The 22,147-nt window shown below is 58.7% G+C and carries 16 protein-coding genes and 1 tRNA gene; 6 read left to right on the plus strand and 11 right to left on the minus strand.

All coding sequences use genetic code 11. The annotated features are described in order from the left end of the window. Positions 1-12 precede the first annotated feature (12 nt). The 6 genes from sdhD (at position 13) to BF99_RS0100900 (ending at position 5,696) form a co-directional block, all read left to right on the plus strand. Positions 13-396: a succinate dehydrogenase, hydrophobic membrane anchor protein gene (sdhD, locus tag BF99_RS0100875; RefSeq protein WP_025769363.1), complete on the plus strand. Its 384-nt coding sequence runs from the start codon at positions 13-15 to the stop codon at positions 394-396. A gap of 5 nt (positions 397-401) precedes the next feature. Beyond that, positions 402-2,198, plus strand: a complete 1,797-nt coding sequence (gene sdhA, locus BF99_RS0100880) for a succinate dehydrogenase flavoprotein subunit (protein WP_025769364.1) — start codon at positions 402-404, stop codon at positions 2,196-2,198. A gap of 62 nt (positions 2,199-2,260) precedes the next feature. Next, positions 2,261-3,043 (plus strand): succinate dehydrogenase iron-sulfur subunit, encoded by a 783-nt coding sequence (locus BF99_RS0100885; protein WP_025769365.1) that lies wholly within the window; start codon positions 2,261-2,263, stop codon positions 3,041-3,043. A gap of 110 nt (positions 3,044-3,153) precedes the next feature. Next, positions 3,154-3,555, plus strand: coding sequence for an FAD assembly factor SdhE (locus BF99_RS21715; RefSeq protein WP_025769366.1), 402 nt, complete (start codon positions 3,154-3,156; stop codon positions 3,553-3,555). A gap of 17 nt (positions 3,556-3,572) precedes the next feature. After that, positions 3,573-4,634 (plus strand): CAF17-like 4Fe-4S cluster assembly/insertion protein YgfZ, encoded by a 1,062-nt coding sequence (gene ygfZ, locus BF99_RS0100895; RefSeq protein ID WP_025769367.1) that lies wholly within the window; start codon positions 3,573-3,575, stop codon positions 4,632-4,634. Between the two features lie 27 nt (positions 4,635-4,661). Continuing rightward, positions 4,662-5,696: a hydrolase gene (locus tag BF99_RS0100900; RefSeq protein ID WP_051482729.1), complete on the plus strand. Its 1,035-nt coding sequence runs from the start codon at positions 4,662-4,664 to the stop codon at positions 5,694-5,696. A 450-nt stretch (positions 5,697-6,146) separates the two neighbouring features. On the opposite strand, the gene pnp is transcribed toward BF99_RS0100900, so the two are convergent. From pnp to BF99_RS0100995, 11 genes are all read right to left on the minus strand, one after another. Continuing rightward, the gene (gene pnp, locus BF99_RS0100915; RefSeq protein ID WP_025769370.1) at positions 6,147-8,234 is read right to left on the minus strand and encodes a polyribonucleotide nucleotidyltransferase; all 2,088 of its coding nucleotides are present in this window, start codon (positions 8,232-8,234) and stop codon (positions 6,147-6,149) included. Positions 8,235-8,477: 243 nt separating this feature from the next. Further along, a complete protein-coding gene (rpsO, locus tag BF99_RS0100925) occupies positions 8,478-8,747 on the minus strand; it encodes a 30S ribosomal protein S15 (protein ID WP_025769371.1) in 270 nt (89 codons plus the stop codon). A gap of 216 nt (positions 8,748-8,963) precedes the next feature. Next, positions 8,964-10,100: a tRNA pseudouridine(55) synthase TruB gene (truB, locus tag BF99_RS0100930; RefSeq protein ID WP_231471271.1), complete on the minus strand. Its 1,137-nt coding sequence runs from the start codon at positions 10,098-10,100 to the stop codon at positions 8,964-8,966. Between the two features lie 123 nt (positions 10,101-10,223). Further along, complete coding sequence (rbfA, locus tag BF99_RS0100935) at positions 10,224-10,616, minus strand: 30S ribosome-binding factor RbfA (protein ID WP_025769373.1); 393 nt, start codon at positions 10,614-10,616, stop codon at positions 10,224-10,226. 168 nt (positions 10,617-10,784) lie between these two features. Continuing rightward, entirely contained in the window at positions 10,785-13,523 is a 2,739-nt protein-coding gene (gene infB / locus BF99_RS0100945) for a translation initiation factor IF-2 (protein ID WP_025769374.1), read from the minus strand. A gap of 29 nt (positions 13,524-13,552) precedes the next feature. Then, positions 13,553-15,280 carry a transcription termination factor NusA gene (nusA, locus tag BF99_RS0100950; RefSeq protein WP_025769375.1) on the minus strand — a complete coding sequence of 576 codons (1,728 nt, stop codon included), beginning with the start codon at positions 15,278-15,280 and terminating at the stop codon, positions 13,553-13,555. A 76-nt stretch (positions 15,281-15,356) separates the two neighbouring features. Next, positions 15,357-15,839 carry a ribosome maturation factor RimP gene (gene rimP, locus BF99_RS0100955; protein WP_025769376.1) on the minus strand — a complete coding sequence of 161 codons (483 nt, stop codon included), beginning with the start codon at positions 15,837-15,839 and terminating at the stop codon, positions 15,357-15,359. Positions 15,840-16,008: 169 nt separating this feature from the next. Next, a tRNA-Met gene (locus tag BF99_RS0100965) sits at positions 16,009-16,085 on the minus strand. Positions 16,086-16,269: 184 nt separating this feature from the next. Beyond that, complete coding sequence (locus BF99_RS0100975) at positions 16,270-16,992, minus strand: TIGR04282 family arsenosugar biosynthesis glycosyltransferase (RefSeq protein ID WP_231471273.1); 723 nt, start codon at positions 16,990-16,992, stop codon at positions 16,270-16,272. Beyond that, positions 16,985-17,749, minus strand: coding sequence for a TIGR04283 family arsenosugar biosynthesis glycosyltransferase (locus BF99_RS0100980; protein WP_025769379.1), 765 nt, complete (start codon positions 17,747-17,749; stop codon positions 16,985-16,987). Before BF99_RS0100980 ends, BF99_RS0100975 begins: the two co-directional genes overlap by 8 nt. Positions 17,750-17,988: 239 nt before the next feature. After that, entirely contained in the window at positions 17,989-21,747 is a 3,759-nt protein-coding gene (locus BF99_RS0100995) for an ankyrin repeat domain-containing protein (protein ID WP_025769380.1), read from the minus strand. Positions 21,748-22,147: the final 400 nt, after the last annotated feature.

Raw genomic sequence — 22,147 nt, forward strand, 5'->3', positions numbered from 1 at the left:
ACGGGGAAAATCATGAAGGATTTCAAAAGCCCCCTTTCTCGGGCTCGCGGACTCGGCTCCGCTCGATCGGGCACCTCGCACTGGTGGAGTCAAAGGATCAGCGCCATCGCCCTGATCCCCTTGGGGCTATGGCTATGCCTGTCCTTGGTCATGATCGCATCTTACGATCATGCGCAAGCGGTGGAATGGATCCGCTCGCCGATCAACGGCATCGGCCTCACCTTGGCCATCATCGCCCTGTTCTACCATGCATCCTTGGGTCTGCAAACGATCGCGGAGGACTATCTTTCCGCCGAGTGGCTCAAAATCGGGGCGATCATCGTCATCCGGCTATCGGCTATCGCTTTGTCGGCCACCGCTGTTTTCAGCGTGCTGCGCATCGCTTTGGGAGAATGATCTAGATGCCGTCTTCCGCCGCCTATCCTTTGATCGACCACGAATACGATGTCGTCGTCGTGGGTGCCGGCGGTGCCGGTCTGCGAGCGACCTTGGGACTGGCCGCCAAGGGCCTCAAAACCGCCTGCATCTCCAAACTCTTCCCCACCCGCAGCCATACCGTCGCCGCCCAAGGAGGCATGAGCGCGGCATTGGGCAATATGGGCGAGGATGATTGGCGCTGGCATATGTACGATACGGTCAAGGGCTCGGACTGGCTCGGGGATCAAGATGCCATCGAATACATGTGCAAAGAGGCGATCCCCGCCGTGGTGGAGCTGGAGCATTACGGAGTGCCCTTCTCGCGCACCGATGACGGGCGAATCTACCAACGCCCCTTCGGGGGGATGACCACCCATTACGGCGAGGGGACGGCGCAACGCACCTGCGCCGCTGCGGATCGCACCGGTCACGCCATCCTCCATACCCTTTACCAGCAGAGCCTGCGCCATAATGCGGAGTTCTTCATCGAATATTTCGCATTGGATCTGCTGATGGACGATGAAGGCAGCTGCCTAGGAGCGCTGGCTTGGAATCTGGACGACGGCAGCATCCACCGTTTTCGCGCCCACCGCACGGTGCTGGCGACCGGGGGCTACGGTCGCGCCTATTTTTCCTGCACCTCCGCCCATACCTGCACCGGGGACGGCAATGCGATGGCGCTGCGCGCCGGACTGCCCTTGCAGGATATGGAATTCATCCAATTCCATCCGACCGGGATCTACGGCTCGGGATGCCTGATTACGGAGGGCTCCCGCGGCGAGGGCGGCTACCTGACCAACTCCCAAGGGGAGCGATTCATGGAGCGCTACGCCCCCAATGCCAAGGATCTGGCATCGAGGGATGTGGTCAGCCGGGCCATGACCATCGAGATCCGCGAAGGCCGCGGGGTCGGAAAGGACAAGGACCATATCCTGCTGCACTTGGAACACTTGGGCCCCGAAGTGCTCAAAGAGCGGCTGCCGGGGATCTCCGAAACCGCGAAGATCTTCGCCGGGATCGATACCGCGCGCGAACCGATACCGGTGCTCCCGACCGTCCACTACAACATGGGTGGGGTCCCGACCAATATCGACGGCGAGGTGGTCAGCCTGATCGACGGCAATCCGGAGGCGGTCATCCCGGGGCTGATGGCGATCGGCGAATGCGCCTGCGTCTCGGTGCACGGCGCCAATCGACTGGGCTCGAATTCCCTGCTCGATCTCGTGGTCTTCGGACGCGCCGCGGCCATCCATGCCGCGCGCTCGATCACCCCCGATTCTCCACACCCGCCGCTCGCCTCGTCGATAACGGATCGGATCCTCGATCGCTTCGATCGGCTGCGCCATGCCCGCGGCAGCGAATCGACCACCTCGTTGCGCTTGCGGATGCAACGGGTGATGCAAAATAACGCGGCGGTTTTTCGCACCGGGGAGACGCTGGCCGAGGGCTGCCAATTGATCGCCGAGGTCCAAGAGGCCTTCGACACCGTGCGTATCGAGGATCGCAGCCTGATCTGGAATTCGGATCTGGCCGAAACTTTGGAGCTCGAAAACCTCTTGGTGCAGGCGGTGGTCACGATGCATTCCGCCGCCAACCGCACCGAAAGCCGCGGCGCCCATGCCCGCGAGGACTTCCCCGAGCGCGACGATGAAAACTGGATGAAGCATACGCTGGCCTGGCTCGATGGCGAAGGGAAAACGCATATCGATTACCGGCCGGTACGCATGAATACCTTGAGCGACGAGGTCGAGGCGATCCCGCCCAAGGCTCGCATCTACTAGCCTCGCTTTTCGAAGGCCCGATCCCCCTTGTCCGGGATATCGACACCCAAGGACCATCTCGTATGGCGCAGCTGACCCTTCCTAAGCATTCCAAGGTCCGCGAGGGACACAACCATCCATCCTCCCCGGGGATGAAAAGACCGCGCACCTTCACCGTCTATCGCTTCGATCCGGATTCGAAAGAGAATCCGCGCCGAGATCGCTTCACCATCGATCTCGATGAATGCGGGCCGATGGTCCTCGATGCCCTCATCAAGATCAAAGGGGATATCGACTCCACCTTGACGTTCAGGCGCTCTTGCCGAGAGGGGATCTGCGGCTCTTGCGCGATGAATATCGACGGCCGCAACACCCTCGCCTGCATCAGCGCCATCGATGATATCGAAGGCGATATCTCGGTCCACCCGCTACCGCATCTGCCGGTGATCAAAGATCTGGTACCCGACCTGAATCATTTCTATGCCCAGTACGCCTCGACCAAACCGTGGCTGCGCAGCCAAACCCCGCCACCCCCGGGCCGAGAGCGGCGGCAATCGATCGAAGACCGGGAAAAACTGGACGGTCTCTACGAGTGCATCCTGTGCGCCTGCTGTTCCACGAGCTGTCCGAGTTATTGGTGGAACGGGGATCGCTATCTCGGACCGGCATCCCTCTTGCAGTCCTACCGTTGGCTGGTCGATAGCCGGGACGAGGAGACCGGGGAGCGACTGGACGATCTCGAGGACTCCTTTCGTCTCTATCGCTGCCATACCATCATGAATTGCGCAACGGTCTGCCCCAAGGGGTTGAACCCGGCCAAGGCGATCGCCGAGATCAAGAAAATGATGATCAAGCGCAGCCTTTAGCCCTCCCTTGAACCCGCATCGTCGGCAAGGCCGGATCGAAGCGGACCAACCGGGCAAGCGCAGCAGCGCCAAGCGGCTTTGCCGATCTCCTTTGGCTTTATTCGAAATCGATGGCATCCGAACCCAAGCCCGAATCGAAATCCGCCTCGGCTCTGCCCCGGCTACGCTGGCGTTGTCGCCGGGGCATGAAGGAGCTCGACGCCTTTTTCGAACCCTTCGTCCGCTGCGCTTTGGATGATCTTGCGAAGGATCAGCGCATCGCTTTGGAACGCCTGTTGGATCGGCCGGATCGGGAAATCCTGGATTGGCTCGTCGATGATTCCGATCGAATCCCTGGGGGCTTTCGCCGAATCATCCGCTCGATCCGCAGCTGCCATCCCTTCTATCGCTCGGCCTTCGACGATGCCACGGGCGATGGAAAAATCGCCGACATCGGGGAAGATAAGAGATGCACCGATGCGCCGTCGCCGGCGAGCGAGGATCGCAGGCGGACACAGATAGACGATCCTTGATTGGGAAACGATAAGAAATGACCGAATCGAAGCATCCGCCCGCCCACGATCCCGATCGCTGTTTCCTCACCGAACTCGAAGAATTCGCCATCCTTCGGATCCGAGGCGGCGAGGCCCTCGACTGGCTACAAGGACAGCTCAGCGCCGATATCTCCAAGGTCGCCCCTGATCGCTCCCTCCTCGCCGCTTGGTGCTCTCCCAAGGGAAGGGTGCTGGCTCTCTTTCGCCTGCTCCTCGATCCGCAAAACGACGGCTATGCGATGATCTGCGATCGGTGGTTCATCGATCGACTGCTGCCCCGTTTTCGCATGTTCATCCTGCGCGCCGATGTGCACATCGAGCAAGACGATCGCTTGGCCGTCTTCGGGATATCAGGTTCCTCCGAATCGATCGACAAATCGATGTCCGGCGCCCTCGGCACCACCACCGAGGCCATCGATCGACCGATCGCGAAATGGCTCTTGGAGGCGAAGAACGATGACACCCTTCGTTCGGGGGCCATCTCGCTGGTGAGGGTGCCGGGGACGCACGAGCGGCAGACGCGCTTGCTGGGGATTGCGCCCAAGGCTTGGCTCGAGGGCTTCGATGTCCTTAGGGAGCCCTCGGCGACCTGGCATCGGGCGGATATCCTCGCCGGTCTTCCTCGCATCACCTTGGAAGCCTCCGACAAGGAAGTTCCTCAATCGCTCAACCTCGATCGGCTGCAGGCGGTGAGTTTCGAAAAAGGCTGCTATGTCGGGCAGGAGATCGTGACCCGTCTTTCGCATCTGGGGCGCATCAAGAAACGTTGTTTCATCGGCCATACAAAAGGCGATATCGAGGTCGGGGCTCGGATCGTGCGGGATCCACCCTCCCTGTCGAATCCTCCGTCGGGCTCGGAATCGGCCGCGCACGATGCAAAGGGATTCAAGGTCGGCACGGTGATCTCGGCGGCATCGAAGCCCGATGGGGGATCGATCGCTTTGGCGGCGCTCGATATCGAAGCCGCTCTCGCATCCGATCTTCGGGTGGAGCGAATCGATGGACCCGAGATCCGATTTCGATCCCCCGCTTGGTTGGATCCCACCGACCCGTCCTGAACGCCTGTCGTTTCGAAGGCCTGCATCTTGGCCCGCCACGGAACCATCGTCGCCGGCGATTTCAAGCCCGCTTGGTGGCTTCGAGGCGCGCACCTGCAAACCATCTGGGCCGCCCGAATCCGACGCTCGATCCCGATAGCATGGAAGCGAGAGCGTTTGGAACTTGCGGACGGGGATTTCATCGATCTCGACTTCGCCCACCCGCCCCTCGCCGATCGACGCCCAAAATACCGGCAGGATCCGATGGCGGATCGAAGGCCGCTTGCGATCATCCTTCACGGGCTGCAGGGATCGAGTCGCTCTTTGCATATTCGCGGCCTGACCAAAGCCCTGTTGCGACAGGGATGGCACTGTCTGGTCATGCACTTTCGGGGATGCGGCGGGAGACCCAACCGGCTACCTCGCGCCTACCACTCCGGAGAGATCGAGGATTTCGCATCCCTCATTCGAAGCCTGCGGCGATCCCGTCCCCATACCCGGCTCGCCGCGGTGGGATTTTCCTTGGGCGGCAGCGTGCTGTTGAACTTTCTCGCGCGCCACGAAAATGCCGACGATATCGATGCCGCGGTCGGGGTTTGCGTGCCGCTTTGTCTGGCCAAATCCGCAAAAGCGCTCGATCGCAAAGGAATGTATCTCTATCGACGGCACTTCATCGATGATCTCCGCCGGGCGGCCATCGCCAAGTTCCGACAGCGACCCGGTTCGATCGACCCCGACCGTCTACGACGGGTTCGGCGCTTTAGGGAATTCGACAACCTCGTCACCGCGCCCTTGCACGGCTTTCGCGATGCCGATCATTATTACGAGGCCGCGAGTTCCCGCCCCCATCTGCATCGGCTGCGCTGTCCGACCTTGATCTTGCACGCGCTCGACGATCCCTTCATGACCCCCGCCGTGATTCCTAAGAGCCACGAGCTTTCCCCGTCGATCCGTCTCGAAATCAGCCCCGAAGGCGGGCATATCGGATTCGTCGAGGGTGGAACGCCGTGGCAGGCCCGCTATTGGCTCGAAGATCGAATCCCCGAATTTCTCTCGCAAGCGATTGGATCGCCCTTGCGATGACGATGACGATCCTCCGTCGAAAGCCCGGCCCGACGCAGGTATCGATCCCGCCGAAGGATGACTACGAAAGATCGATCGAGGATCGAGGATCGACGAGGCTCCATGGAGGACCCTCCAAGATAGCCCTTATGGAAAGGATCCAAGAAAAGACCCCTGCGAGCACCGCGCATGGGCGATACGGATAAGGGATTGAAATACAAACGCCGAAATCGCAGGCGTCTTAAGAGAAATTTCGGGGAAAAGCGAAGGAGATCAAGCCTTCATCGACGATGAATCGAAGAAGGCTTGATCGCTATGGGATGCAACTATCCGATACGAATACCCGATACGAATATCCGACATGAAGTCGGCGGCGATGATCGGCCAAGGGGCGAGCCTGCGATCCGATATCGCAGCCCCCTTCAAGGCGTAAACGACCCAAGGTCAGAACAGAATCCGAAGGATGCCGCCCTAGTCTTGGGGAACGGCCTTCATGCTCAAACGGATACGGCCTTGGCGATCGACCTCGAGCACCTTGACCTTGACCCGATCTCCCTCGTTCAGTTTGTCGCTGACCCGCTCGACCCGCTCTTCGGAAATCTGCGAGATATGCACGAGCCCGTCTCGTCCGGGGAGGATGTTGACGAAGGCCCCGAAGTCCATCAGCTTGGCGACTCGACCCGTGTAGACGGTCCCGACTTCGACATCGGCGGTGATCTGCTCGATGCGGCGGCGCGCTTCCTGACCGGCGGCGGCATCGACGGAGGCGATCTTGACCGTGCCGTCATCGCTGATATCGATGGTCACCCCGGTTTCGTCGGTCAGCGATCGAATCACGCTGCCACCCTTTCCGATGACATCTCGGATCTTCTCCGGGTGGATCCGAAACGATATGATGCGCGGCGCGAATTCGGACATATCCAAACGCGGGGCGGGCAAGGTCCGATTCATGTTCTCGATGATATGGATCCGGCCTTCGCGGGCTTGGGCCAAGGCGATTTCCATGATCTCGCGAGTGATCCCGTCGATCTTGATATCCATCTGCAAGGCGGTGATCCCTTGGCTGGTACCGGCGACCTTGAAATCCATATCGCCCAAGTGATCTTCGTCGCCCATGATATCGGAGAGGACGATGTATTCGTTCCCTTCCTTGATCAGACCCATGGCGATCCCCGCAACCGGAGCGGCGATCGGCACCCCGGCATCCATCAAAGAAAGGCTGGTGCCGCATACCGTGGCCATGGAACTCGAGCCATTGGATTCGGTCACTTCCGAGACCACCCGAATCACATACGGGAATTCGTCTATCTTGGGCATCACCGCTTGCATGGAGCGCTTGGCCAATCGCCCATGGCCGATTTCACGGCGGCGCGGGCCGAGCATGCGCCCGGTCTCTCCCACGCAATAGGGTGGGAAGTTGTAATGCAGCATGAAGGGTTCGCGACGCTCCCCCTCCAAAGCATCGACGATCTGGGCATCCCGGGTGGTGCCCAATGTGGTGGTGACGATGGTCTGGGTCTCGCCCCGAGTGAACAAGGACGAGCCGTGGGTACGCGGGAGCACTTTGACCCGACTGCTGATATTGCGTACCGTATCCTGAGCGCGTCCGTCGATACGCTGCCGGTGTCCGAGCACCGATCCGCGGACGATCGACTTTTCGAGCTTGCCGAAGACCGCCCCCACTTCCGACTCCGACCACTGCCCATCGCCGTCGCCGACGAGAGCGCTCACCGTCTCGCCATGGATTTGATGGACCTGATCGCGGCGGGCGAGTTTGTCGGTGATCCGATAGGCTTGTTCGATACCGCTGCGGGCGATATTGTCCACGGCGGCGACGAGGGCTTGATCGACCGGAGCGGGCTCCCATTTCATCGGCTCCTTGCCCGCATCGGCCGCCAGTTCGTCGATGGCCCGGATCGCGGTTTGCAGCTGCTGGTGTCCGTAGAGCACCGCATCGAGCATGACCGATTCGGGGAGGATCTTCGCCTCGGATTCCACCATCAAAACCGCATTCCTGGTTCCGGCAACCACCAGATCCAGCATCGATTGCGCGGTTTGGCGGAATGTCGGATTGAGCACGAACTGGCCGTCGATATAGCCGACCCGCGCCGCCCCGATCGGACCGGCAAAGGGCAAGCCGGAAATGGCCAATGCCGCGGAAGCCCCGATCATCGCCGGGATATCGGGATCGATCTGCGGATCCAACGACATGACGGTGAGGATCACCTGCACTTCGTTGCGATAGCCATCGGGAAAGAGCGGTCGCAATGGCCGATCCACGAGACGCGCCGTCAGAATTTCCTTCTCGCTCGGACGCCCTTCCCGCTTGAAAAACCCGCCGGGGATTTTGCCGGCGGCATAAGTCTTCTCGACATAATCGACCGTCAACGGAAAGAAGTCCCGACCCGGGGAGGCGGACTTGGCACCCACCACCGTCGATAACACGACCGTATCACCCAAACTCGCAAGCACCGCACCCGATGATTGGCGGGCGATCTCGCCCGTCTCCAGCACGAGGTTGTCAGGACCGAATGGAACCGTCTTCTTGATTGAATTCATGGATAGGACCTTCTAATGTACGAAGGGGAATCGAACCGGTCCGTCATCGACCATGTGACCGGGGCGAGCGCTCCGAAGGCGCAACGAGAGCGATATCGAGAGGGGAAAAGCGAAAAAACAGCATGGACCTCGAGCCGATCGCATCGGGAGATCGAAGACCGACCGGCGGGCAAGACGAATAAGTGAAGAGCGATGGCAATGAGCTCGCTCTTTTCGAGTCGCGATCGAACGAAGCCCTTGTTTTCAACGACGCAAGCCTAGCCCGGAAATCAAGGTGCGATAACGCTCGACATCCTTGCGCCGCAGATAGTCCAGTAACTTACGGCGTTGGCTGACCAGTTTGAGGAGCCCTTGCCGGGAATGGAAATCATGAACATGGGTGCGGAAGTGCTCGGTCAGATGTTTGATCCGACCGGTCAGGAGCGCGACTTGAACCTCGGGCGATCCCGTATCCTGTTCGCTTCTTCGATAGGATTCGACGACCTCTGCTTTTTGTGCGGCGGACAACGACATGACTTGCGATCTCCTTGTGGATCCTTATCCATCCCGATATGGCAGACTATCGACAAGACCCCTTGGAGGCTCTTGCGCGTACCCTGCGAGTTGCGAAGTCTAACAGATAAAGCGCCGGTTGCAGGCGTTGCGTGAAAAACCCGCTTCGCATCGAGGCTCCGAGCCGCGATGTTCGAGGATGAAAACACTCTCTTCGGCCCATCTTCGACCCCATCTTCAGCCCGATCCGAGCAGCCGTCTCGGGGCGATGCGACCGTCGTCGAGCACCTCGCCGACCCCGATGAATCCCGTTTTCTCGACATGCAAACGCACCCAACCCTCGGTGGGGGCATGGGGAACGAGCACCGGCTGACCCTTGCGCAGGTAGAAGGCGACCCCCTCGGGCAAGGGGACGACGGGCCAGTGGCCAACCGCCGACTCCATCGACTGCAACCGAGCATCGAGGGCATCGAGCCCCCCTTGGACGACCAAGGATTCCAAGGTGGCCATATCCGTCATGTCTTTTTCGGTGAAGGGCCCGGCCCCGATCCGGCGCAAGCTCTCCACGCTCGCTCCGCAGCCCAAGGCATCCCCCACATCCTCGGCGAGGGTTCGGATATAGGTCCCCTTGGTGCAAAGAACCTCCACTTCGATCCGGTCGCCTTCGAAAGCGAGCAGGTCGAAGGCGTGGATGGTGATCCGACGCGGAGCCCGCTCGATTTCGATACCCTCATGAGCCAGCTGATAAAGACGTTTTCCCTTGTGCTTGAGGGCGGAATACATCGGCGGGATCTGCTCGATCTCGCCGCGGAAGCCATCGATCACCCGCTCGATATCCGCCTGCGTGAAATCCGGCACCGGGACTTGCGAGCGGATCTCGCCCTCGGCATCGCCGGTGGTGGTGACCACTCCGAGGCGGAAGGTTGCGACATAGCGCTTGTCGGCGTTCAAAAGATAGGCCGATAGGCGGGTGGCATCGCCGAAGCAGATCGGCAGCAGACCGCTTGCGAGCCGATCCAGACTGCCGGTATGTCCGGCTTTCCGGGCACGGTAAAGACGCTTGACTCCTTGGAGAACCTCGTTCGAGCCCTTCCCCACCGGCTTGTCGAATACCAAAATGCCGTGCACCGGGCGTCCGCGCTCTCGTTGTCTTCTTGCCACTTCGATCCTTCGGGGGAAACCCCTCGTTTTTTCTTCGACGATCTCGCCTGCCGCGAAAAAAATCGGATATCGAGCACCGACATCCTCATCCGACGATTCGATGCCCTTGGCCTGTTCGCCCCACTCATCTACCACCGGCACTTCCCATCGACACTTCCCATCGACACTTCCCATCGACACTGCGAAGACGAAGGGATCGCTTCTTTCGATCATCGACGATATCGCAAAATCATCACATCGATGACATTGCGCACGATATTCGCTTTCGAAACTCGTTTTCGAGTCTTGCTTTCGAGCCCGAGGGAGAGGATCCGGTGCGAGAAACGGACGGAACGCTTAAGACGAGGCTTGGCTTTCCTCGGCGGGCGCTTTTTCGGATGGATCGAGATCGACTCCTTGGAGCAGCGTATCGATGCGCAAGGCGCGCTCCAAGGTGAGGTCGTGCTCGAATTCAAGTCGAGGGAGGTAGCGCAGGCGAATGCGACTTGCCAAGCGGGATCGCAAAAAACCGGCGGCGCGATTGAGGGCCGAGGCCGCGGCATCGCCGTCGGTGGTTCGCCCGGGGGTGATCAACACCTTCGCCCGGCGCATATCGGGTGATAGATCGACCCCGGAAACCGTCACCTCGCCGATGCGCGGGTCGGCGATCTCATGCGCAAGGAGCAATGCGACCTCGCGCTGGATCCGCTCCGCCACCCGAATCGAACGACTGTACTCGCGCTGACCCAATCTCTCGTCTCTTTCGGATCTAGAGCGTTCGGCGAAATCCGGCCATCGGGGAAGATCCGGATCCCAAAAAAACCCGATCGAAGATCCCTTGCGATCTCGCGCTCGGCAGGCGGTCGGAGGCGATCGAGGCTCGGGGGAACGGCGCAGGAAGGGGGATCGTCGATCGCATCAAATCGTCCGTTCGACCTGAACCCGCTCGTAGATCTCGATTTGATCGCCCACTTTGACATCGTTGTAATCGCGCACGCCGATACCGCATTCGGTTCCCGCGCGCACCTCGGCGACATCGTCCTGGAAGCGACGCAAGGATTCGAGTTCGCCTTCGTAGATGACCACGCTATCTCGCAAAACCCGGATGGGGTTGTCCTTGCGCACCAACCCCTCGGTCACCCGACACCCGGCGATATCGCCGAATTTGCGAGAGCGGAAGATATCTCGCACCTCGGCAAGCCCGACGATCGTCTCTTTGAATTTCGGTGCGAGCATCCCGGTCATCGCCTGTCGCATATAGTCGATGACCTCGTAAATCACGCTGAAATACTTCAAATCGACCGTGCCATCCTCGATCACCCGCCGAGCGGCGGCATCGGCTCTTACATTGAATCCGATGATGGTCGCATTCGATGCCACCGAGAGATTGACATCCGTCTCGCTGATCCCTCCGGCGGCGGCGGCGACGATATTGACCTTGATCTCGTCGGTGGATAGCTGAAGCAGAGCGTCGACGATGGCCTCCACCGATCCTTGCACGTCGGCCTTGACGATGATATTGATGGTGCTGGTCTGGCCCTCTTGCATTTGCTCGAAGACATTTTCGAGTTTGGTCACCCGGCGAGCCAAGCGCAGATCGCGTCGGCGATTCTGGCGCCTCTCGGCGATCTCCCGCGCCTTGCGATCGTCGGATACCACCACCGCCTCGTCGCCGGCCTTCGGCGGACCGGACAATCCCAAAACCTCCACCGGCATCGACGGACCGGCATGTTTGACTTCCCGGCCGGATTGATCGAAAAGACCGCGCACCCGCCCGAATTCCTGACCGGCGAGCAGGGTATCGGAGCGGGAGAGTGAGCCCGATTGCACCAATACCGTCGCCACCGGGCCGCGGCCGCGCTCGATTCGCGATTCGATCACCACCCCGCGAGCGGGGCCGTCGATCGCGGCTTTGAGTTCGAGCACCTCGGCCTGCAAATGGATGGCTTCGAGGAGTTCGTCGATCCCCCGGCCATCCAAGGCCGAAACATCCACGAAGATATTCTCGCCGCCCCAAGGTTCGGGGATCACCCCGTGCCCCGATAACTCCTTTCGGATTCGCTCGGGATCCGCATCCTCTTTGTCGATCTTGTTGACGGCGACCACGATCGGCACCTTGGCATCGCCGGCATGGGCAATGGCCTCGATCGTTTGCGGCATCACCCCATCGTCGGCGGCGACCACCAAGACCACGATATCCGTGGCTTGGGCGCCGCGCGCGCGCATCGCGGTGAAGGCGGCGTGCCCCGGGGTATCGAGAAAGGTAACGCTCCCCTGGGCGCTTTCGACCCGATAGGCGCCGATATGCTGGGTGATACCGCCGGCCTCTCCCGCCGCCACTCGCGTCGTCCGAATATGATCGAGCAGCGAGGTCTTGCCGTGATCGACATGCCCCATGATGGTGACGACCGGAGGGCGAGACTTGATATCCTGTCCGATATCGCCCCGGGCCTGCACGATATCCTCCTCGATCGTGCTCTCGTGCACCGGTTTGGGCACATGACCGAGCTCGCCGACCACCAGCACCGCCGTATCCTGATCGATGGTTTGGCTCGTGGTGGCCACGATGCCTTGGGTCATCAAAAAGCGGATCAATTCCGGGGCTTTGAGCGACATTCGCTGTGCGAGTTCTCCCACCGAGATCGTCTCGGGGATCGTCACCTCCCGCACCATCGGCTCGGTCGGCATCTCGAAGCCGTGGCGAGTCGGCGCGGATTGCACCGATCGCCGCGGTTTCGGCCTCTTGCGCCGATACCCGGCCTTGTCCGAGGCGACATGCAACTCCTCTCGACTCTTGCGGCCGCGATCTCCGCGTCGCCCGGAGCGATCTTGCCGTTCCGAATGTCTCGCCTCGCCACGCCCTCCCGCGGCGGGCTTGGCCCGACCCCGACCCCGGCTCTCGCTTTCGGTCGCAGCCGGCTTGGCGGCCGAGGAAGGCTTCGCCGTCGCCGGGGCCTCTCTTTTCGGTTTCGACTTGGGCTTGGCCTTTTCTTTTTCCTTTTCCTTCGCCGGAGCGGCTTGGCGCGCCCCGGCGGGTTTTTTCGAAGGCGATGACTCTTCTTTCTTTTCGATTTTCTTTTCGACGGCTTCGGCCGGGGCGGGCTCGGATTTCACCGCCTCGTCGCTTTTCGCCGAAACGCGATCGGCTTCCGGCTCCGGGACGGGCTCTTTCTTTTTGCGCTTGGGAGCGATCTTTTCTTGTCTTTCGCGCTCTTCCGACTCGATCCGCAAATGCTCGTCGAGATCTTGCTGGCGTCGGCGCGCTTCTTCTTGCAAGGCGCGTTTGGCGTCGTTCATCCGCGTGCCGGCATCGCCCTCGGGGGGCGAATCGGTCGCGGTCGATGCGCGGTCGAGGGTGCTGCGAGAGGCGGAGCGACGTTTGCGGACCTCCACCGTCACCGTCTTTTTTCTTCCTTGCGCGGAAGCGATCTTGATTTCGCTGACGGATTTACGCTTGAGGGAGATTTTGGGCCTTGCCGGGGTATCGCTCTTACCCTGACGAAGATTGATATGCGCCGTGAATCGGGCTTTTTCCTGCTCGCTGATACCCTGCCCCGCCTCGGTATGAGGGAGCCCCGCCTCCCCCATCAAAGCGAGCACGCGATCAACGGGGATGCCGACCGCTTCCGCCAGTTCCCGTACCGTTGTTTCGGACATCGAATCAAACCTCCCTCAAACTTCCACCTTCAATCCGTGCCCGAAGCCCGGGGGGTGTCCCCACCCGATGGATCCATCCCTTGCGAGGATGGAGCTATCGCTTGTGACATATCGGAAGACTCGGACTCGTCTTCCTGATCGAACCATATCTTGCGAGCGGTCATGATCAAGGTTGCGGCCCGCTCTTCGTCGATCTCGACCTTTTCGGTGAATTCGTCCACATCGAGCTCCGCAAGATTCTCTCGGGTGATGATCCCCTCCTCCGCCAACTCCCGGGCAAGATCCATATCCATCCCTTCGAGCATCAATAAATCCTCGGCCGGGGAATTCATCGCAACGCCCTCTTTTTGGGCGATCCCCCTCACCAATAAATCATCTCGAGCGCGCGACTGCAATTCATTGCAGACATCGTCATCGAATTCATCGATCTCCAACATCTCGTCGCGGGGTACATAAGCGACATCCTCGATGCTGGAAAAACCCTCCTCCACCAAAATATTCGCGACTTCCTCGTCGACACCCAGATGGCTCATGAACAAGGAGAGGAGTTTTCCGGTATCTTGTTCTTTCTTCTCTTCCCATTGCTGGGGGGTGAGCACATTGATATCCCAGCCCGTGAGCTGGCTTGCCAGTTTCACGTTCTGCCCGCCGCGGCCGATGGCCTGCGGGAGCTGATCCTCTTGCACCACCACATCCATCTTCATGGATTCCTCGTCGATGTAGATCGAACTCACCTCCGCCGGTGACATCGCCTTGATGACGTATTGGGCGGGATCTTCGTCCCACAACACGATATCCACCCGCTCGCCGGCCAGCTCGTTCGATACCGCCTGCACCCTCGATCCGCGCATGCCGACACAGGCCCCCACTGGATCGATCCGCGTGCTCTTGCTACGCACCCCGATCTTGGCTCGCGATCCCGGATCCCGAGCGCAGCCCATGATTTCGATCATGCCCTCGGCGATTTCGGGGACCTCGATGGTGAAGAGATTGACCATCAACTCGCTATGGATTCGGCTGATGAAGAGCTGCGGTCCGCGGGACTCCGAGCGAACCTCCTCCAAATAGCCACGCAAGCGATCCCCGGTGCGGATGATCTCGCGCGGGATCTGATGATCTCGTCCGATCTCGGCCTCGGCTCGAATCGGATCGCCGACGGACTCCCGGCGAGAAGAAGCCGGGCGATCCTCGCTGAGATCGAGAATGACCCGCCCGTTGCGATCCTTGCGCTTGACCACTCCCGAAACCATCTCGCCCACCCGATTGCGGTAGGCTTCATAAACTTGGGCCCGCTCGGCCTCGCGTATCTTTTGGATGATGACCTGTTTGGCCACCTGAGCCGCTATTCGGCTCCCGATATTATTCTCCATGCCCTCTTCGACAAACTCCCCGATACCGTCATCCGGCCATTTGTCGCGGCTTTCGCTGAATAGAATATGAGTCTCGGGGTTGAAAAGGCGCGTGGTCGAAGCGTCGGGATCGTCCTCGCTTGCGTTCTCGTCCTGGGCATCTTTGGTCGCTGCGTCGTATTCTTCCTTGGTAAAGACCACTTGGCCATCATCCAGAATTTCCCAGCGCCTGAAGGTCTCGAAATCCCCGGTTCGACGATCGAAACTGACGCGTACATCGATATCCTTGGCATGACGCTTACGGGTCGCAAACTCCAAAGCGGATTCGATGGCATCGAAAATGGCATCCGCCGACACGCCTTTTTCCGCCGAGAGCGACTCGACGGCGTTCAGAATATCTTTGCTCATCTTGGGATATCCGCAGTGTTGAGCGCACATCGACGCGATCGTCGAGCCGAGCGAATCGTTCGGTATCGAAACCGGTTCACCATTGCGGCACCAAACGGGCGCTTTTGATCGCCGCAAGTTCGAAACGATGCTCGATACCCCCCTCCTCCACCATCACCACCACACCGTCATCGCAACCACCCAGCTCGCCGACGAAGCGACGACGACCCTCGATGGCTTTGCGCAAGACGATCTCCGATTCCGATCCGGCAAAGCGAACGAAGTCTCGCTCCCGACACAAAGGGCGATCCGCTCCCGGAGAGGACACCTCGAGATCGAAAGCATCGGGCATCTCGATCTCGACATCGAGCAGCCCGCCGATTCGGTGGCTGACCTTCGCGCAATCATCCAAGGTGACGCCGCCCGACTCTTCCGAGCCTGCTTTGCGATCGATCAGGACTTGCATCGAAGCGCGGGTCGACTTGCCTGCTCGCTGCAAAAAAACGCATACCAGATCGAAACCGAGGGAAAGCACCGTCGGTTCGATCAGCGCATAAAGCCGCTCTTCTTGGGCACGCATCGCTCTTGTCGATCCGACAACCTCTTCATCCTCGGCGTTTTTCGATATCGACGCCTTTTCGACATCGATATCCGATCGCCGCCAACCTTGGCCGTCAAGGATTCCTACAAAAGAAAACCCCTTTTGATAAAGGGGCTTTTCTTTCGCCCCCGAACAAAGGGAGCGATATTGGTAGCGGGGGCAGGATTTGAACCTGCGACCTTCGGGTTATGAGCCCGACGAGCTGCCAGACTGCTCCACCCCGCACTTGATGATGGGGATTATAGGGCAAGTTCGCATCCAATTGCAAGCCATCGGGATATTTTTTTCAAATGACGGGTTCGAAGGACAGGGATTCGAAATCGTCGGCGACTACGATTCTTGCGAATCCCGTCATCGGTTTTTCGCGCGAGATCGGCGAAGGGCGGATTTCGAGGGGATCTTTCGAAGATCATGCACCTTGATCGAGCGATCCGAAGGCGAAGGGGGCGAAACGATCGGATGCGGCCAAGAAGCGAAGGTCCTCGGGGCGATCGATATCCCGCTTGGGAGCGAGTTCGTGCAAACAAAGACCGGCGGTGCGAGCCCGCTTTCGGGTCTGATCGAGAACGCGATCGCTGCCCCAGTCGATATCGACGAAGAGGGCGGGCTGCGGCCGAGCGGAGGCGATCAGAACGTAGCCGCCGTCGAAGGCCGGAACGATCACGGCATCGATCCGATCGTTTCGCAAACACCGAGCGCATTCGATGAAATCCGAGGGATGCAAAAAAGGACAATCCGTACCGATCACCACGCCCGGACCCGATGCGGCGCCAAGAGCACCCGACATCCTCGCCCCGAGATCCGGCCCTTGTTGTCGATACCACTTCAACCCCGGTAGGGATTTGAAATCGGCAAAGGCGGCGTGATCCGGATCCGGGGTACACCATAGTTCCACGCCGCCGATCCCGCTTGCGCGCGCGACATCGACCGCATGTCGAATCATCGCCCGGTGCAAGGCCGCCGCTCGCTCGGCGCCGATGGCGGGGATCAAGCGTTTCTTGGTCTGCCCGGGTTGCGGAGCCCGGGCCATCACCACGATCCGGCACGGCGGACCGGCAGGCATCGGGGGCGGGATCCGGGTATCGCTCACCGCGGCCTCGATCGGCGAGGGCGATTCGAAGGCATCAGCCATTGCGATAGATCCGCGCCAGATCTTTCGGATCGGCGCCGAAGAAATAAGCCAAGCGAAGCCACCACATCAGCCCGATCGTGCGCAGGACTCCTTTCGTTTCCCAACGCCGGCCGGAAGTGATCACCCTTTTACGCAAGCAGGCGGGGACTGATCGGGCTTTCAACATTCGACTCATCGCGATATCTTCCATCAAGGCGATCTCCGGAAAGCCGCCGAGAGCGCGAAAGACCTCGCTTCGCACGAAGATCGCCTGATCCCCGGTGGCGATGCCGCTCAGGCGCGAACGAAGATTCATGGCGCGCTCGACGATCCTCAACAGCGGATGACGCCCATCGAGACGCACATCGAAGCGACCCCAGTCGGCGATCGCCTTTCGCCCTTTGGCATCGTCGCTGGCAAGCGCACCGCTCACCGCCCTCTCCCATCCGCGGGGAAGGAGGGTGTCGGCATGCAAAAACAGCATCAGACTCCCTTTGGCCACCTCCGCCCCGGCGTTCATCTGACGGGCGCGGCCGCAAGGAGCGTCGATCAAGCGATCGCAAAGAGAAAGAGCGATATCCCGGCTGCGGTCCTGGCTTCCCCCGTCGGCAACGATGATTTCGATATCGAGCCTTTCGCCCAAGAACTCGTTTTGCACTTCCAAATTCAATTCATCTTTCCCGATCCGCAGATGCTGAAGCGGATCCAAGGTGCGGGCAAGCGAGGCTTCTTCGTTCAATACCGGCACGATGACCGAAATGCTTGGCAAAAGGCTCATCTATGGATCTCCTTCGACGAGCCGGTCGATGCCGACAAATCCATCGCAAACGATCGTCAAGAGATGCGAATCGCGAAAAGACATTCTTTATTCGCTTCATCCAAAAGGGATGGCGGTGTCGCTTCGATCCTGGATATTCATCCGATCGATCTTTTTTCGAAACCCTAGAGCGAGTCTATCGGGGGCGACCAAAAACCCCCCGTCGTCTTTGCCTTTGGAATCATCGAGGCGATCGTCTATCAACAATATCTATTTTGTCTATCCTTTACATAGATCTGTATTATCGACTCCGCGGAGTAGCCATCGCCCGCTTTCACTTTGAATGTGGTTCGATCGCAATCATCATCGTCGTCGGGGGAGGTCGTGAAACTGATGGTTTGTGCTTGGTTATAATTGGTCGGGGTGAAGGTCAACGATGTCTTCGAGAAATCAAGATCGGAAGGAATGGCTCTCCCGAATTTCTCGATTAAGGTCACGATGATATCGGCCTTCGGCTTGGTATCGAGTTTGACGGTGAACGATTTTGTTTTATTCCGATCCGTGGCGCTGATAAAATTCGTGGACAATACAACATTGCCATCGATATCGTCATCTTCGATCGGGGGGAATCTTACGATCATCCGACCGGCGCCTTTGATATAAGAGCCTGCATCTCTATGTGCATTTTCGTCGAATTCCACTTCGAAGGTGTCTTCGTCCGCATCATCGTCTTCCAAGGTGGTTATCGTAAACGTCACGGTTTCATTCCAGTTGTATTCAGTGAAATGCCGGACACGAGGTGAGAGGGTGGCCTTGTCGTTGCCCGCTCGAATATTCGTATGCATCCTGAAATTATGCTTGTTCCACACATTGAATCCCGATGATGTATTCAAACTTTCCTTTTCCCATGTGGCGGGGATCGGACCGCTCAACTTCAATGTCATGGTATATTCTTCGCCCTCCTTCCACTTGATATTTCCGAAATCGGTTTTCCAATCGGCAGGCCTTTGATTATAGTTGAATCTTTCGCTGGTTTGAAATTGATGCCCTGCGACATTGAAGAGAAAGAAGAGATATCGATGCTGGCCGGCACTGATTATATCGACCGGTATGCTTACCGGAGTGGCGATAAAACCACCGGTGGTACTCAATGTGAGGTTGGTGATCGTATCGTTATTGCCCGATGTATACTTGGCCTCGAGGTCGAGTACTTGGGGGGTATCCCAGTTATCGGGGGTAAAGGTCATGGAGCTCGGAGTGAGGGTGAGATTGTTGTTGTTCTTGGCAATCGTCAACGTGGTATTATAATTGGGCTTTTCGTCGAGGCTGATGGATATCCTCCCCGGTCCACCCTCGCTGACCTTGACCCTTCCGCCGACGGTGATTTTATTGGTTTGTACGATGGCGCCCTTGACTTCCGGATCTTCCTCGGTGACTCCTATCGTCATCGTCGGAGAGGTCAGACCATCGGCCACTCGAAGGACGATCCTGCCCGTTTCATCCTCATCGTCTCGTATGTTTTCGGATTCCTCATCCGTGGAAATGACCCTGAGTTGATAGGACTCATTCCAATCTCGGGGAGCGATGGTGAACTCATCGGCGGAAAAACCGATCCGAGGCAAATCGGATTCCGTGGTTATCCTGATAGTCTGTTTCGGCTTGGCACTCAAGGAGATCGACAAGGTATTCGAACCACCCTCGGGCACCTTGAATACGGTCGGGGAGAAGCGTATCTGGCCTTGGATATCGTCATCCGTTGTCCGAATCGGATATCGGGTAGATTGACCTTGAGTGGGGGTCGAGTATTCGGCCGACCAAACCGACACGTAAACATCACCTGCTTCCGATATTAAATTCGAATCCTCGGGGGCGGCGACGGTGATTGTCTGAGGTCTATCCCAGTTGCTCTGCGTGAATATGACTCTCCCTTGGCCGATCTCCGTCGCCCATTGCGGATCGTTGCCCGTGGGGTATGTCACGTCAAAATATCTTATGGTGGGGCGAAGGACTACCACTGCACAGGGTGGCAAACGAGAAGAATTCTGACATGTACTGTCTTCACTTTGATTCTGACGTTCTCTCGGTTTCTTTCCCAACCTCAATGTGAAGGTCTTGCTTGTCCCCTCGGGGATCGTCAGACCCTGAAAGGGGTTGAATACCGGTTTGGCCACATCGTCCTCTCTGGAAATGATGGCAAACTCGAAGCTTGCACCATCATACTCATGGCCTTCGCGTCTCACACCGTAGACCATTTGCCCAAAATCGTCCTTATTATTGGAATCGTGTGTGGCATCTATCCTGACCGTCTGCGGCACATTCCAGTTCTGGGGGGTAAATGTCGGATACCAGAGCGAATTCAGGAAAGGGAAACCCTCCCCTGGAGTATAAACGTACGATATCTCGAGATTCACTGTTTTCGTCGGTTGCGATGATAATTTTATCGTCTCCTCGATATATTGGCCCTCTTTGATCTGAAGCCTTGCATTCAAACTGCTAACACTCCCTTTTCTAGAAACCACGAAACCGACTTCCTCGTCATCGTCCACCTTGGCCCTCTTTATGAAGACCTCCGACGGTTTGGGGGTGAATCCCGAGTTGCCCTCGGCGATGACGGTGATGATGAGACCTTCGATATCCACCGCATCATCGTCGATCGTCGTGCTTTCAACCGGAACGGCTTGAAAGGTGTTCCAGTTAGATGGAGTGAAGGTCAGATCCCCGTCGGTGATAGCGAGCCTGCCTTCATAGTTGATTACGGGAGGATCCGTATTCGGTACTCTCGTATAACTGCCCGCACTGACAGTGACATCCCTATCCGGTTTTACGCCGAGTTTGATATTGAGATCCGTCGATCCTCCCTCGGGGACGATCAGCGTTCCGGAGGGAGAAAAAACGAGACCGCCCTCCGGCACCCCCGTGGCCCCGGCGGCAATCAACGCTTGCTCCGCTTTGTCGTTATTTCGGTTGCGAGCGATCGTCAGCGGTCTTAGCGCTCCGAGCGACGTGCCCCCGAGCAAGTTGACGTCGATGCCATCGGCAGCGATCAAGTCCTTGACGATATCGAGCAAATTCTTTCCGGCGGGGGTATCGGCATCGCTGTCTTGATGGTGAACCGCCAGATGCAAAGGGGCGTAGCCTCCCGATTCCTTGGCGTTGACATCGATGCCGTTGGCGGCAAGCAGCACCTGCAGAACATCTCTTCGTTTACGAGCGACCGCCAAGTACAAGGTCGGCTGCCCGGCGGAATTTTTCTCGTTGACATCGGAATAACCCAACGCTATCAAATCCCTGACTTCATCGACATCGTCATCCGCCACCGCATTGGTCAGCGCCGAGGGAATCAGCGGATTCAAAATATCGACGATCGCTCGTTGGTTTCTCTCGAAGGCATATTGCCAAGGCTTTCGGTCTTGCGCTTCTATATTGCGGTCGGCTCTTTTGTCGCGCAGCAACCGCACGCTATCCAAATGCCCTTGCGTCGTTCCGTGCGCCGCCAAATGCAGCGGTGTCCACCCCCCGGTGGCTTTGTCGTCGATCGCCGCATCCTCTTCGAGCAGGGCCTCGACGACCTCCGAATATCCACCCCAAGCCGCGATATGCAGCGCCGTCCTTCCTCCGGGGGCTTTTTCGTCGACCTCGGCATCGGCTTCCAACAAGGATTCGACCACCTTCAAATGGCCATCGGTTCCGCCCACCGCCGCCAAGTGCAACGCCGTATAACCATCATTGGTCTTGGCATCGACATCCGGGCTCACGGTGGTGGCCAGCAAAGCATCCACCGCCTCGGGGAATCCATCCACCGCCGCTTGGTGCAATGGCGTATAACCATCGGCATCCTTCACATTGGGATTGACGCCTTGCTGGATCAATGTCCTGACCCGATTGACGCTGCCGGTCTTCACCGCCAGGCGCATCTGCGAGGAGTCGATGCTCGACAGACCTTGAGAATTGGCCCATTGCACCGCGCCCATACCGAGCGCCGCAACCATGACGATCAGAGCCGTCGATAACTTCCTCATCTCGATTCACTCCGATCTCGTGCACGCATAGCCTTCTTGCCGGGTCGATTTCGCATACCAAGTCATACAGGTAATGTATATCTCGTATAGCATAATAATACAATAAAATCAAAGCGATGAAAGCGAGAGCCCCGTCTTTCGACAAGGAGACGAACGCTTGGCAAAAAGCGAACGAACCCCCTTATCGAAGGGCGAAGCGAATGCCTCGGATCCAAGGATCCGAATCTCGATGGCAAATAAAAGACCCGTACCCGGCCCTTTCGAGCCTCTTAGGTACGGGTCTTGACCGGACGGTCGATCGCCACCGCTTGACGAATGACGAGGCCTTGGGGTTCAATCGTCGAATTGCCGGATAAAAGGACACCGACAACGGCGACGATGCAACCTGATAGTATCTGCG

The sequence above is a fragment of the Thioalkalivibrio sp. HK1 genome, from assembly GCA_000583135.1.
Classification (GTDB): domain Bacteria; phylum Pseudomonadota; class Gammaproteobacteria; order HK1; family HK1; genus HK1.

What these genes read in the sequence shown, in the direction of transcription:
- BF99_RS0100885 (WP_025769365.1), top strand. Translation starts at nt 2,261, where the DNA reads ATGGCGCAGCTGACCCTTCCTAAGCATTCCAAGGTCCGCGAGGGACAC.
- nusA (WP_025769375.1), bottom strand. Translation starts at nt 15,280, where the DNA reads ATGAGCAAAGATATTCTGAACGCCGTCGAGTCGCTCTCGGCGGAAAAA.
- truB (WP_231471271.1), bottom strand. Translation starts at nt 10,100, where the DNA reads ATGATCGAAAGAAGCGATCCCTTCGTCTTCGCAGTGTCGATGGGAAGT.
- BF99_RS0100975 (WP_231471273.1), bottom strand. Translation starts at nt 16,992, where the DNA reads ATGGCTGATGCCTTCGAATCGCCCTCGCCGATCGAGGCCGCGGTGAGC.
- infB (WP_025769374.1), bottom strand. Translation starts at nt 13,523, where the DNA reads ATGTCCGAAACAACGGTACGGGAACTGGCGGAAGCGGTCGGCATCCCC.
- pnp (WP_025769370.1), bottom strand. Translation starts at nt 8,234, where the DNA reads ATGAATTCAATCAAGAAGACGGTTCCATTCGGTCCTGACAACCTCGTG.
- ygfZ (WP_025769367.1), top strand. Translation starts at nt 3,573, where the DNA reads ATGACCGAATCGAAGCATCCGCCCGCCCACGATCCCGATCGCTGTTTC.
- rpsO (WP_025769371.1), bottom strand. Translation starts at nt 8,747, where the DNA reads ATGTCGTTGTCCGCCGCACAAAAAGCAGAGGTCGTCGAATCCTATCGA.
- BF99_RS21715 (WP_025769366.1), top strand. Translation starts at nt 3,154, where the DNA reads ATGGCATCCGAACCCAAGCCCGAATCGAAATCCGCCTCGGCTCTGCCC.
- sdhD (WP_025769363.1), top strand. Translation starts at nt 13, where the DNA reads ATGAAGGATTTCAAAAGCCCCCTTTCTCGGGCTCGCGGACTCGGCTCC.
- sdhA (WP_025769364.1), top strand. Translation starts at nt 402, where the DNA reads ATGCCGTCTTCCGCCGCCTATCCTTTGATCGACCACGAATACGATGTC.
- rimP (WP_025769376.1), bottom strand. Translation starts at nt 15,839, where the DNA reads ATGCGTGCCCAAGAAGAGCGGCTTTATGCGCTGATCGAACCGACGGTG.
- BF99_RS0100995 (WP_025769380.1), bottom strand. Translation starts at nt 21,747, where the DNA reads ATGAGGAAGTTATCGACGGCTCTGATCGTCATGGTTGCGGCGCTCGGT.
- BF99_RS0100980 (WP_025769379.1), bottom strand. Translation starts at nt 17,749, where the DNA reads ATGAGCCTTTTGCCAAGCATTTCGGTCATCGTGCCGGTATTGAACGAA.